We start from the raw sequence: 12,663 nt of genomic DNA on the forward strand, positions 1-12,663 counted from the left end.
TGGAAGCACGCGCTATGGCGGGATTATGAGCGAGCGCATCTGGACCGCCGGGCTGGTCATCATCGGGGACGAGATCCTGTCGGGTCGCACCCAGGACAAGAATGTCGCGCAGATCGCGATCTGGCTGAACGTGCAGGGGATCCGGCTGTCGGACGTGCGCGTGGTGCCCGATGTGCAGGAGCGGATCATCGAGGCGGTGGACGCGGTGCGCACCCGCTATGACTATTGCTTTACCACGGGCGGAATCGGGCCGACGCATGACGACATCACGGTCGATGCGATCGCGGCGGCGCTGGGTGTTCCGGTGGTGATCCATCCGGAGGCGCGCGCGACGCTGGAAAGCTATTACGAGACGCGCGGCGGGCTGACCGAGGCGCGGCTGCGGATGGCGCGGGTGCCGGAGGGGGCGGACCTGATCCCCAATCGCATGTCGGGCGCGCCGGGCATTCGGGTCGGCAATATCTTCATCATGGCCGGGGTGCCGCACATCACGGCGGGCATGCTCGACGCGCTGACCGGCACGCTGGAGGGCGGCAAGCCGGTGGTGAGCGGGACGATCGGATGCTGGGTCGCCGAGAGCGAGGTCGCCGATGTGCTCCGCGCGACCGAAAAGGCGCATGAAGGCGTGGCGATCGGCAGCTACCCGTTCTTCCGCGAAGGGCGGGTGGGGGCGAACTTCGTCGCCCGCGCGACCGAAGCGGCTGTTGTCGAGGCGTGCCTGGCCGACCTGACCACCCAGCTGGAAGCGACCGGGCGCGATGTGACGCAGGGCGGGATCTGATCCTGCCATGGCGCAGTGGGAAGCGACTCGCGCCGCAGCACTGGCACGCGCCGAAGCGTTCGCGCCGAACATGGGCAGCGCCTATGCCGCGCGGCGCAATTACGACAGCGAGCCGGGGCAGGGCGCGGTTTCGGCGCTGTCCCCCTGGGTGCGCCGCCGGCTGATTGCCGAACGCGAGTTGCTGGAGATGGCGACGGCAGGGCATGGCCCTGATGCCGCCAAGTTCGTCAGCGAGGTGCTGTGGCGCGGCTATTTCAAGGGCTGGCTGGAGCAGCGGCCGGAGATTTGGGAGCGCTATGTCGCTGGACTGGGCGCGGCGCGGGCTGCGGTGGCGCGTGATGCGGCGCTGGCTGGGCGGGTGGCGGCGGCGGTCGAGGGGCGCACCGGCATCGATTGTTTCGATGCGTGGACTGCCGAGCTGCGCATGCATGGCTGGCTGCACAACCACGCGCGCATGTGGTTTGCGAGCATCTGGATCTTCACCTTGCGGCTGCCGTGGGAGCTGGGGGCGGACCTGTTCCTGCGCGCGCTGGTCGATGGCGATGCGGCGTCGAACACGCTGTCGTGGCGCTGGGTCGCGGGGCTGCATACGCGGGGAAAGCATTATCTGGCGCGGGCGGAGAATATCCGCCGCTATACCGAAGGGCGGTTCGATCCGCATGGGCTGGACGAGGACGCCGAGCCGCTGGCGTTCGATGGCGATGCGCCGCTGACCCCGCCAGCGCCGGGCGATGCGATGCCGACCGGCCCCTATGCGCTGGTGATCCATGCCGACGATAGCGGCTTCGACGCGCTAGGCCTGCCGCCGCCCGCGCGGGTGGTCGGTGTCACCGCGCATGGGCTGGACTGTGGGAGTGCCGCCGCGCGCGGCTTTGCCGGGGGTGCGGTGGCGGATGCTGCGGCGCGCGCGGGTGCGATCTATGGCTGTCCGGTCGAGCTGGTGCAGGAATGGCCCGAGCCGGGGGATCTGCCGCTGGTCGCGCCGTGGCTGACGGTCGGGCCGCTGCGCGACAGCCTGCCCGACGGCTATCCGCTGGCCCAACTGCGTAATGCGTATGACGCGGCTTTGTGGCCGCTGGCGACGGCGGGGTTCTTCAAGGTGAAGAGCCGCGCGGCGGCGGCGCTGGCTCCGCTGGGCATCGTCATTCCGGAGCTGTAAGACCTGTACCAAGGTGCAGGCGAGAATACCCCTTCGCCTTTGCGGGCTGTACTGGTAGCCTCATACACATAGGATCAAGTGAGGGGATCACCATGACCGTAAAACAATGGGTTACGGCGCTCGCGCTGGCCGGGGCGGCGGTGCCGCTGGGGCTGGCAGCCGCGCCCGCAGCGGCGCAGACCGCGCCGGCAAAGCTTAAGGTCGAGATGCAGTATTTCACGCTCGACAATGGTCTGCGCGTGGTGCTGGCCAAGGACACGCTGAGCCCGACGGTGACGGTCGGCGTCTATTACGGCATCGGATTTCGCATCGAACCGCGCGAGCGCACCGGCTTTGCGCATCTGTTCGAACATCTGCTGTTCCAGGGATCGAAGAACGCGCCCAAGGGCGTGCATATCAGCACGATCAGCAATGCCGGCGGCATCCTGAACGGATCGACCCGCTATGACTTCACCAACTATTTCGAGGTGGTGCCGTCGAATGCGCTGGAGCGGATGCTGTGGCTGGAGGCGGATCGCATGTCCGCGCCGGTGATCAATGACGAGGTGCTGAAGAACCAGCAGGGCGTCGTTGGCAACGAGGTGAAGGTCAACGTCCTCAACCAGCCCTACAGCACCTGGCCGTGGATCGACCTGCCGATGCTGGCCAATACCAACTGGTACAACAGCCATAACTTCTACGGCGAGCTGAAGGAGATCGAGGCGGCGACGGTTGCGGATGCCAAGCAGTTCTTCGACAGCTTCTACAAGCCGTCCAACGCCGTGCTCGTGGTGGCGGGCGACATCGATTATGCCGCGACCAAGGCGATGGTCGAGAAATATTATGGCTGGATGCCCAAGGCGTCGCCAGTCAAGCTGCCCGACATCAGCGAACCGCGCCAGACGGCGGAGAAATATCGCGCACGCACCGATGCGCTTGCGCCCAAGCCGGGCTGGGCGGCGGGATACCATGTTCCCCCGCGCGGCACGCCCGAATGGTATGCGATGGGCCTGATCGACCAGATGCTGGTCAAGGGCAATGACAGCCGCCTGTACCGCAAACTGGTCGCCGAGACCGGAATTGCGGGCGAGGTGAGCGGCGGGATCAACTTCCCGCTGGGCAACATGTTCAACTATCAGGGGCCGATGCTGTGGAGTTTTAACTTCACGCATGATGCCAATCGCAGCCGTGACGAGATCAAAAGCGCGGTGGACGCGGTGATCGAGGAGCTGCGCACCAAGCCCGTGTCCGCCGAAGAGCTGACGCGCGCGCGGACCAAGATGCGTTCCTCGCTCTATTCGACGATCGACGGGACCGGGCGGATCGGCCTCATCGACCTGCTCGCCGTCTATGCGCTGTTCGACAATGACCCGAACAAGGTCAACACGCTGGAAGACGGGTTCGCCAAGGTGACGCCCGAGCTGATCCAGAAGACCGCGCAGGACTATCTGCGCCCGACCAACCGCTCGATCTATGTCATCGATCCCGGTGCGGCCCAGCCCGCCGCGCCCGCCGCTCAGCAAGGAGGCAAGTGAGATGCGCCGCATGATCGCCAGCCTGACGGCTGCCGCCCTGCTCGCCGCGCCGATGGGCGTTGCCGCGCAGGAGCTTCCCACCACCCCGCCGCCGATCCCCGCGCCCAAGCCGTTCAAGGTGCCGGCGAGCGAAACCTATGTCCTGGCCAACGGGATGAAGGTGACGCTGATCCCCTATGGCGTCGTGCCCAAGGCGGTGGTGTCGCTGCAAACCTATACCGGGTCGATCAATGAGGGGCCGGACACCTGGCTCGCCGGGCTGACGCTCGACATGATGCGGGAGGGTGCTGCGGGGATGACCGCGGCGCAGATCGCGCAAAAGGCGGCGGAGATGGGCGGCGGGATCGGCACCGGGTCGGGGTCGACTTCCTCCGGCGTGTCGATCAACGTGCTGTCGGAGCGCACGGTCGATGCGATCGGATTGGTTGCCGATGTCGCGCAGCGGCCGAGCTTTCCCGAGGCCGAGCTGGCGCGGGTCAAGGCGAACTGGAACCGCCGCCTTGCGATCGCGCTGACCCAGCCGGGGACGCTGGCCAATGCGGCGGTGACGCGGGCCTATTACGGCACCGACCACCCCTATGGCCGGGTGCTGCCGACGCCAGCGCAGTTCAACGCCTATGACGCCGCCAAGCTGAAGGCGTGGCATGCCGGTAACTTCGGGGCGAAGCGGTCGCACCTCTACATCGCGGGGCGTTTCGATGCGGCGGCGGTGAAGGCGGCGGTGGAGAAGGCGTTCGGCGGCTGGACCGCGGGGCCGGAGCGGGCGCTGATCCCGGTCAATCCGAAGGTGGGGCCGCAGGTGCTGCTGATCGACCGTCCGGGTTCGCCGCAATCGACGATCAACCTGGTCTTTCCTGCGCCCGACGCCGGAACGCCGGGCGACATCCCGACGCGGGTGATGAATGCGCTGTTGGGCGGATCGTTCAGCTCGCGCATCACGCGCAATATTCGCGAGAATAAGGGCTATACCTACTCGCCCGGGTCGGGGGTCGCGCTGCTGCCGACCAATGCGGTGTGGAGCTTCAACGCCGATGTGACGACGACCGCGACCGGGCCGTCGCTGACCGAGGTGTTCAAGGAAATCCGCGAGCTCCAGACGACCCCGCCGGGCGACGAGGAAGCGAACGGGATGCGGCAATATATGGCCGGGCTGTTCGCGATCCAGAATTCGACGCCGGGCGCGCTGGTCAACACGCTGGCGACGCGCGACGCGCTGGGCCTGCCGCGCGACTGGCTCGACAAGTATGTCCCGGCGACGCTGGGTGTGACCAATGCGCAGATCAGCGAGGCGGCGAAGCGGTTGCCGATCGACAAGATGACTTTGGTGGTTGTCGGTGACCTGAAGGTCGTCACGCCGCAGCTGCAGGCATTGCCCGAACTAAAGGGTGTCGAGTTCAAGACGGTGACCGTTCCCTGAACATCTGTTCATGTTGAAGTCCAACTACTCACGGGGGCGGCGCAAGTCGTCCCCGTTTGTCTTCGAGTAAAGCTGAATCATCGACTGGCCGATGCCGGCTAACAACTCGCCGCAATTTTGAGGTGTGGCTGCGACGAATTGCGGGTTCCACTTGTTGACCCCCCGTTATGACCCACACAGCACATCATGCGCGACCCGCGCTTCGCCGAGCAGTGGCGCTGCTTTTCGCCGCCGCCGCTCTCCCCGCAACCGCGCTGGCACAGGAGACGGTGACCCCGCCGACCGTGCTGGTGCCGACGACGCCAGCTCCGGTTCCCCAGCCGGTGACGCCGCCGCCGATTCAGGCTCCGGTCGCGCAGACTCCGCCTTCGGCTGAGTCGCGTAGCACGATCGCTCCCGGCGCTCTCGAACAGGTTGAGCAGGAGGCGCGCGAGCGTGCCGCTGCTGCCCGGGCTGAGGCGCGTGCGGCGCGTCCGGCGCGTTCGGTCGAGGCTCCGCAGCGTGCGGCCCCTGCGGCTCCGGTCGCTGCTGCACCTGAGGCAGCACCCGCTGCGCCGGTACCGGCTGAACCCGTGACGCAGGCCGCGCCGCCGGTTGCCGATCCGGTCGTGACCGAGGTTGCACCCGAGCCGGTTACACCGGCCACCGAAGGTAGCGGCACGACGTGGCTGATTCTGGCGGCGCTGGGCGGTGTTGCCGCGCTGATCGCTGGCGCGATGCTGCTGCGTCGTCGTCGCGAGGATGAGCCCTATCTTGAGGAAGATGTTGCGGTCGCTGCGCCGGTCGAGCCGGTTGCTGTGCCCGTTGCCGAGCGGGGCAAGCCCGATCCGCTGATCGAGCGTCTCGACGTTAACCCCGTTGCCGCAGCACCCGCGTTCATCGCCCCGCGCCGTGAGCCGGAACTGGCCGAGCGCGCTGCGCCGGTCGCGCGGACCAAGCTTGATGAGGCCAAGCCGGCGCTGGAGAATGCCGAGCTGGTCGATGCCGATCCGGCCGACATCGCCGCGATGGTCGGCGGTGCCAAGCCAGCGGGCGGGCGTCCGCAGCTTGAGCTGGCGATGCGTCCGATCCGTGCCGGCATGAGCCGTCGCGGTGCGACGGTCGGGTTCGAGCTGACCGTTGCCAATGCCGGTGGCGCGCCCGCCGACAATGTCCGGATCGGTGCATTCATGCTGGGCGAACATGCCGCGCAGCAGAGCGAGATCGAGCGGATGCTGATCAGCCCGCCCGCCGATTCGAGCGTCGATGCGCAGTCGATCGCGCCGGGTGACGGGACCACGCTGGAGGCGATGGTGACGATGCCGCGCGACGCGGTCGATGCGATCGCGGGCGATGATGCCGGCTTTACCCCGGTGCTGGTCGCCGATGCCCGCTATCGCCTGCCCGATGGAAGCGAGGGGCGCACTGCCGCCGCCTTCCGCATCGGGCGCAGCAATGGCGGCATGCATCTGGAGCCGATCGCGATCCAGGACGACCCGTCGATGTACGCCGATATCGAGGCCGAACTGGTCGGCGTTCCGGCCAAGGTCTGACCCGTAATCCCTGTCCCGCCCCGGTTCGCGCCGGGGCGGGTCGCTTTTCCGGCGGGTCTGCGCATTTTTTGATGCGCGGGTCCGCCTTCTCCATGCTAGGCGCGGCGGGTGACTGCGACGACCCTTCGCGCGACCACCGCGCTGACCCTGATCCTGCTGCTTGCGAGCCCCGCTGTTGCCCAGAGCGGCCAGCGGCCGACGATCATCACGCCGCCGATCGGTGATTTCGACATCAACCCCAATCCGACGCCGCGCGCGACTCCCACGCCGACGCCCGCGCCGCAGCCGACGGTGACCGCGGTGCCGGTCCCGCCGCGCGCAACGCCGTCGCCGCGTGCTGCAGCGTCGCAACCTGCGGCGAGGTCGAGTGCGGCGCCAGAGGCGCAGCCCACGCCGCAGCCCAGCCCGACGCGGTTCGGGCCGTCCGACTTCACGCCGGTGGCGACGCCACAGCCGGGTGCGATGCCGGGTGCGGTTGCGCCTGCGGCCAGTTCGACTGTCACGCCCGATGCGGCATCAGACACGCTGCCGGCATGGCTGTGGCCTGCGCTTGGCGCGGCTGCTGCGCTGGTCGTGGGGCTGGTCGCCGGGATCGCGATTGCCGGGCGCCGCCGCCGCCGTCGTGAGGAGGAGGCCGAAGCTGAAGTCGCCGAGACGCCGGTAGTCGCTGCACCGCCGACGCCGGGGCCGCCCGCGCGGGCCGGTGTGACGACGCCGCCGCGTCCTGCGCCACAACCCGCTGCTGCACCACGCCCGGCGCCCGCCGCGCCGGTGATGGCGCCGGTGCCGCCGCCGCCGGGTCCGCTGGTGACGGAGATCCGCCCGCTGCGCGCGGCGATCCGCGACGGGATGGTGAGCATCGATTTCGAGCTCTACATCCAGAATCGCGGGCCGGAGTCTGCCGACAATGTCCGCGCGGTGCTGGCGCTGTTCGCCGCCAATCCGGATCAGGACGCGCAGATCGCCGGCTTCCACGGCGCTGCGCGGATGGCGCCGGGGTCGGAGCCGTTCAGCATCGCGCCGGGCGGCATCCATATGCTGAAGGGTCAGGTCAATCAGTCGGGCGACCAGATGCGGGTCGTCAATGTCCAGGGCAAGCCGATGTTCGTACCGATCCTGCCGGTCGCGCTTAAATGGTATGCTGGCCTGTCGATTCGCACGCTGCGCGACTCCTTCATGGTCGGTACCGTGCCTGCGCCGGGCAGCGACCGGCTGGGGCCGCTATGGGTCGAGCGTGCTGCGGATGGGTTCGGGCGGCTGGCGGCGAAGCGCTACGTGCCGAAGGATGCTGGCGGAACCTAACGCAGGGCCAGCAGCAGCAGGACGACGATCGCCGCGCTGGCAATCAGCAGCACCGCCATCATCCTGCTGAGATTTCCGAGACCGCGCCACGACGACCCTTCATCGAGCAGCGGACTTTCGGGCGTGATCGTCGTGGAATCGACGCCGGTTTCGTGCGTCAGGGCGGCGGCGAACCGATTCCAGGTGTCGGGGGTGTTCGCGACGTCGGCTGGCAGGCGGGACTGGAGCGAGCGGAACACGTCGCCCGCGGTTTGCCAGGTCGGCGCGTCGGCATAGTCGAGCGTGACGCCGAACGTGATCTCGATCTCGTTGATCGCCGCGATTTCATCGCCGTCACTGCCGAAGCCGACGCTGGCGGGCCTGTCCTTGTCCTCGTTCATCAGTTTGGATCGCTAACAGCTTGCGGGTGCGCCGCCAACGGTGAGGCTTGTCAGGCGGCTGCGGTGAGGGTGTAGCTGCCTGCAAGGATGCTGGCGCAGGCAAAAATCCTCCCCGGAACGGGGAGGGGGACCGCCGCCGCAGGCGGTGGTGGAGGGGGCCCGAGGCAAGCGACTCGGTTCCCGGAGGGCCCCCTCCGTCAGCGCTGCGCGCTGCCACCTCCCCGTGCCGGGGAGGATTTTTGGACCGCGCGCTGCGTACTATCCCCAACGAAAAGGGGCGGCCCGTTGCCGGACCGCCCCCTTCATAAGCTGCAGGTGCAGCCGTGAGATTACTTGATCTCGACGGTCGCGCCGGCTTCTTCGAGCTGCTTCTTGAGCTTCTCGGCTTCGTCCTTCGACACGCCTTCCTTGACGGCCTTCGGCGCGCCTTCGACGAGCGCCTTGGCTTCGGTCAGGCCGAGCGCGGTGATCGCACGGACTTCCTTAATGACGTTGATCTTCTTGCCACCGTCGCCGGTGAGGATCACGTCGAACTCGGTCTGCTCTTCAGCAGCCGGGGCAGCGGCGGCGCCGCCAGCAGCCGCAACTGCGACAGGAGCAGCGGCGCTGACGCCCCACTTCTCTTCGAGCATCTTCGACAGCTCAGCGGCCTCGAGGACGGTCAGTTCCGACAGCTGGTCAACAAGCGCGTTCAGGTCAGCCATTTGGTATTCCCTTCAAAAATTCAGATTGGTTCGAAAAATCGCAAATGAACGTCGGCTCAGGCCGCGTCCTTCTCCGCATAGGCATTGAACACGCGGGCGAGCTGCGCCGCGGGTGCCTGGGTGATCGACGCGAGCTTGGCTGCCGGTGCCTGAAGCAGGCCGACAATCTTGCCGCGCAGTTCGTCGAGCGAAGGCAGCGATGCGAGTGCCTTCACGCCTTCTGCGTCGAGCAGCATGCTTCCCATTGCGCCGCCGACGATTTCGAGCTTGTCGTTCGTCTTGGCGAAATCCGCGACCACCTTGGCGGCGGCAACCGGATCGGTCGAATAGGAAAGCGCCGTCGGACCCGTCAACAGGTCCGCGAGCACCGCATAATCGGTGCCCTCGATCGCGATCTTGGCAAGGCGGTTCTTTGCGACCTTGTAGCTCGCGCCGGCTGCACGCGCCTTGTTACGGAGGTCCGTCGACTGCTTGACGGTCATCCCGAGGTTGCGGGTGACGACCACCACTGCGACCTCGTTGAAGGTGCTGTTCAGCTCGGCAACGGCCTGGGTCTTCTGAGAACGATCCATGCCTGTCTCCTCACTATGCCCCGGCCAAAGCCGGAGCGGTTACGCCAGGAACCGGGCGGCTGCCCGATCCCCATTGTCCGTGGGGGCATGATCGTCAGGGCCGGAAGGGTCCGGCGGGCTGACCCGGACGACCCGCGAGGCGGATACGACCGGAGTAAATCTCTGTCCCCGTCTTGGCGGGAAATTAAGTGCGGCCAATTGCCGCACACCCACTGTCTCGGACGGAACGCGCACAGGTTACCCAGTGACGCGAAGGCGCGCTCATAGCGGGTGGGGGGCAGGAGTCAAGCGGGGGCGCAGGCGCCAAGGTCGCAAATCCTCCCCGGAACGGGGAGGTGGCAGCGCGCAGCGCTGACGGAGGGGGCCCGAGGCACCGGAAACCCTTGGCTCGGGCCCCCTCCACCAGCTTCGCTGGTCCCCCTCCCCGTTCCGGGGAGGATTTGAGAGATTACTCCGCCGGGGCGGTCTGGTTGCCGGAGGTGTCGCCGCGCTGGACGCGGGCGGTCATGCCGACCGATTCGGCGTCGTCCTGAATCTGCTCGTCGTCGGGCAGCGCGGGTTCGGCGACCGGGGCCGACGCGGTGTTCTCGACCACCAAAGGCGCCGGCTCCGCGAGGTTCTCTTCGGGCAGGTCTTCGGTCAGCTCCATCGCGTTGACCTCGTTCTCGACCGGCGCGGTTTCCTCCGACGCGCCCGAGCAGGCGGCGAGCGCGGCTGCGGCGGCGAGGGCGGTGGCGAGCTGGAGCGTGCGGCGATAGTTCATTGTGTGTCTCCCGGTTCTGTTCAGCGGGCGGCCTGGGCCTGGGTGGCCGAGCGCGCCTCGATCTTTGATGCGAGCACCTTGTCCCAGTTATAGGGATCGCCGCGGAAATTCATCGTCCCGCTCGAACTGCCATAAGCGGTCCAGTAGAGCAGATAGACCGCGACCTGCTTCTGCAGCGGGACGCGCGTCGTCTTGCCCGTGGCGAGCGTCTCGGCGACCTTTTCCGGCGTCCATACCGGGTCTCCCTGCATCAGCAGGTTGGCGAGGTCGGCCGGGCGTTCGAGCCGGATGCAGCCATGGCTGGCGAGCCGGTCGAAGCGCGAGAAGGTGCCTTTCGACGGCGTGTCGTGGAGATAGACCGCGAACGGGTTGTTGAAGTCGAACTTGAACTTGCCCAGCGCCGAGTGCGACGGGGCCTGTTGCAGGCGGCGATTGGCGCCGGTGCCGATCACCTTGAACCCGTTGCGGGCGAGATAGGCTTCGCCCTTGGGGAATAGTTCACGCGCGGCGATGCCGGCGGGGACGTTCCAGGGCGGGTTTACCACGACCGAATGGATGTTGGACACCAGCATCGGCGTCTCGCCGCCGCCGGGCTTGCCGGTCACGCCGCGCATCGACATCACCGGGCGGTCGCCTTCGAACACCGCGACGCTGGCCGAGGCGATATTCACCTGGACCCGGTCGGTCGGCATCGATTTGGGCATCCAGCGCCACCGTTCCATGTTCGCCATGATCTGACGCACGCGCGCCTCGACCGGCACATTGAGCGCGCCGAGCGTGCCGCTGGAGACGGTGCCGGTGGGGTTGAGGCCGTAGCGGCGCTGGGCGCGGATCACCGCCTCTTTCAGCTCGGCATCGAAGCTGTTGCCGAGGCGGGCGACGTTGTCATCCTCAACCGCGAGGCGGGCACGTAGCGCGGCGACGCGCGGTCCAGTGGCGCCGACGGTCATGTCGGGGCCGGCGGGGATTGCGCTCCAGCCGCCCGCCGCTTCGATCAGGCGATAGCGGGCGAGGCCGGTGCGCAGCGTCTCATAGCCCTCATACGGAGGGGCGAGATCAGCGAGCCAGCGGGCGAGGCGGTTCTCCGCCAGCGCGCGGGTGAATTCGGGCAGGGGATCCCAGGCCGCCGGGCGCAGCGCCCAATCTTCCTGGAAATCGGCGGTGTCGAGCCGGCCGATATGGATCGCGCGGGCGTAATCCAGCGCGGCGCGGACAAGGCCGGTGTCGTCGGGGGGCAGCACCTCTGCCGCCTGCGTCGAATAGCGCAGGCCGTGCGCGATCCGGCCCTGCACGATGATGCGGCGCAGCTGCTCGGCCTGTTCCGCCGTGACGGTCGGCAAAGGGAGCGGGGTGGGAAGCGGCTGGACCTGAAGCGGCGCGCCGGTCGGGGTCGCGCTGGGCGATGGAGCGGGCGCAGCCGTCTGCGCCAGCGCGGGGATCGCGGCTGAGAGCGCCAAAGAGGCCGCGACCACATGCGGCCCGGTTCGTGCGAACATCGAAAACTGCTTCCTTATCACCGGTGCGGGGAATGATAGGGCGAGCGTCGGCGGTTGTCACCCGCCGACGCGCCCGATTACACCGTCGCGTTCAACTTGGTCCCGGCCACGCCGATGACGATCAGCGCCATGAACCCGGCCTGTACCAGCGTCACCTTGTCGCCGAATAGCATCACGCCGCCGATGATGACCCCGACCGCGCCGAGCCCGGTCCAGATCGCATAGGCGGTTCCCGCCGGGATGTCGCGCATCGCCAGCGCGAGCAGCGCCATGTTGAGGAAGCTGAGCACGATCGGCACGATCGCCGACTGCCAGGTGCCGGTGGTCGCGGCCCATTTCAGGCTCAATGCCCAGATGATTTCGGTGAACACGGCAATGCCGAGGATGATCCACGCCATGCGGGAGTCTCCATGCGTGCGGGCTCGGAATGGACGGGCGCGCAGGCCGGAAACCCGTAAGAGGCGGCGCGCCGTACCGGGCAGGTCCGGTGTTCGGCGTGCCTCTTACCCCCCGGGGGGTGGGGGTCAAGTCCTGGCGAGCCGGACCAGTGCTTCGTCGAGCGCGGAGAGGAAGCGAGAGCGGTCCTGCTTGCCGAACGGCGCAGGGCCGCCGATCTGGTCGCCGCCGGCGCGCAGGTCGGCCATGATCGCGCGGGTGGCGATGGCCGCGCCGATCGAGCTGGTGGTGAAGGGCTTGCCGGTAGGGGAGAGGACCACTGCGCCCGCCTTGAGGCAGCGGTCGGCGAGCAGGATGTCGGCGGTGATGACGACCGTTTTCGGTCCGGCACGCTCGGCGATCCAGTCATCCGCCGCGTCGAAGCCGTCCGAGACGATCTCGCGCGCGATCAGCGGGTGGTCGGGGATGCGGATGAAGCTGTTGGCGACGATCGTGACCGCCACCTCGCGGCGCCACGCGACCTTGTAGATCTCGTCCTTGACCGGACAGGCGTCGGCGTCGACCAGGATGTGGAGGGGGGGCATTGCGTCTTCCTTAGCCCCTCCCGTTGAACTTCGCTCGCTTGCGGTTCGGCGGAGGGGTTGGGC

The 12,663-nt window shown here is 67.8% G+C and carries 13 protein-coding genes; 6 read left to right on the forward strand and 7 right to left on the reverse strand.

Annotated features, from left to right (window positions below):
* Positions 1-25: 25 nt before the first annotated feature.
* The 6 genes from VGN66_RS07865 to VGN66_RS07890 all read left to right on the forward strand — a co-directional run bounded on the left by VGN66_RS07865 (position 26) and on the right by VGN66_RS07890 (position 7,705).
* A complete protein-coding gene (locus tag VGN66_RS07865; RefSeq protein ID WP_327518290.1) occupies positions 26-781 on the forward strand; it encodes a competence/damage-inducible protein A in 756 nt (251 codons plus the stop codon).
* Positions 782-788: 7 nt separating this feature from the next.
* The gene (locus VGN66_RS07870) at positions 789-1,940 is read left to right on the forward strand and encodes an FAD-binding domain-containing protein (protein ID WP_327518291.1); all 1,152 of its coding nucleotides are present in this window, start codon (positions 789-791) and stop codon (positions 1,938-1,940) included.
* A 92-nt stretch (positions 1,941-2,032) separates the two neighbouring features.
* Complete coding sequence (locus VGN66_RS07875; protein WP_327518292.1) at positions 2,033-3,454, forward strand: pitrilysin family protein; 1,422 nt, start codon at positions 2,033-2,035, stop codon at positions 3,452-3,454.
* A 1-nt stretch (position 3,455) separates the two neighbouring features.
* Positions 3,456-4,871 carry a pitrilysin family protein gene (locus VGN66_RS07880; RefSeq protein WP_327518293.1) on the forward strand — a complete coding sequence of 472 codons (1,416 nt, stop codon included), beginning with the start codon at positions 3,456-3,458 and terminating at the stop codon, positions 4,869-4,871.
* A 212-nt stretch (positions 4,872-5,083) separates the two neighbouring features.
* Complete coding sequence (locus tag VGN66_RS07885; RefSeq protein WP_327518294.1) at positions 5,084-6,403, forward strand: LPXTG cell wall anchor domain-containing protein; 1,320 nt, start codon at positions 5,084-5,086, stop codon at positions 6,401-6,403.
* 108 nt (positions 6,404-6,511) lie between these two features.
* Positions 6,512-7,705: a hypothetical protein gene (locus VGN66_RS07890; protein ID WP_327518295.1), complete on the forward strand. Its 1,194-nt coding sequence runs from the start codon at positions 6,512-6,514 to the stop codon at positions 7,703-7,705.
* On the opposite strand, the gene VGN66_RS07895 is transcribed toward VGN66_RS07890, so the two are convergent.
* The 7 genes from VGN66_RS07895 to VGN66_RS07925 all read right to left on the reverse strand — a co-directional run bounded on the left by VGN66_RS07895 (position 7,702) and on the right by VGN66_RS07925 (position 12,600).
* On the reverse strand, positions 7,702-8,085 hold the full coding sequence (locus VGN66_RS07895; protein WP_327518296.1) for a hypothetical protein: 384 nt from the start codon (positions 8,083-8,085) through the stop codon (positions 7,702-7,704). The two genes, VGN66_RS07890 and VGN66_RS07895, sit on opposite strands and share 4 nt — an antisense overlap.
* A gap of 329 nt (positions 8,086-8,414) precedes the next feature.
* Complete coding sequence (rplL, locus tag VGN66_RS07900; protein ID WP_224923417.1) at positions 8,415-8,789, reverse strand: 50S ribosomal protein L7/L12; 375 nt, start codon at positions 8,787-8,789, stop codon at positions 8,415-8,417.
* Positions 8,790-8,845: 56 nt separating this feature from the next.
* On the reverse strand, positions 8,846-9,361 hold the full coding sequence (gene rplJ, locus VGN66_RS07905; protein ID WP_327518297.1) for a 50S ribosomal protein L10: 516 nt from the start codon (positions 9,359-9,361) through the stop codon (positions 8,846-8,848).
* Positions 9,362-9,809: 448 nt separating this feature from the next.
* On the reverse strand, positions 9,810-10,124 hold the full coding sequence (locus VGN66_RS07910; protein WP_327518298.1) for a hypothetical protein: 315 nt from the start codon (positions 10,122-10,124) through the stop codon (positions 9,810-9,812).
* A 20-nt stretch (positions 10,125-10,144) separates the two neighbouring features.
* Positions 10,145-11,620 carry a L,D-transpeptidase family protein gene (locus tag VGN66_RS07915; protein ID WP_327518299.1) on the reverse strand — a complete coding sequence of 492 codons (1,476 nt, stop codon included), beginning with the start codon at positions 11,618-11,620 and terminating at the stop codon, positions 10,145-10,147.
* Between the two features lie 77 nt (positions 11,621-11,697).
* Positions 11,698-12,018, reverse strand: coding sequence for a multidrug efflux SMR transporter (locus VGN66_RS07920; protein ID WP_327518300.1), 321 nt, complete (start codon positions 12,016-12,018; stop codon positions 11,698-11,700).
* Between the two features lie 126 nt (positions 12,019-12,144).
* Positions 12,145-12,600, reverse strand: coding sequence for a YaiI/YqxD family protein (locus VGN66_RS07925; RefSeq protein WP_327518301.1), 456 nt, complete (start codon positions 12,598-12,600; stop codon positions 12,145-12,147).
* Positions 12,601-12,663: the final 63 nt, after the last annotated feature.

Source organism: Sphingomonas sp., assembly GCF_035998645.1.
Taxonomy (GTDB): Bacteria; Pseudomonadota; Alphaproteobacteria; order Sphingomonadales; family Sphingomonadaceae; genus Sphingomonas.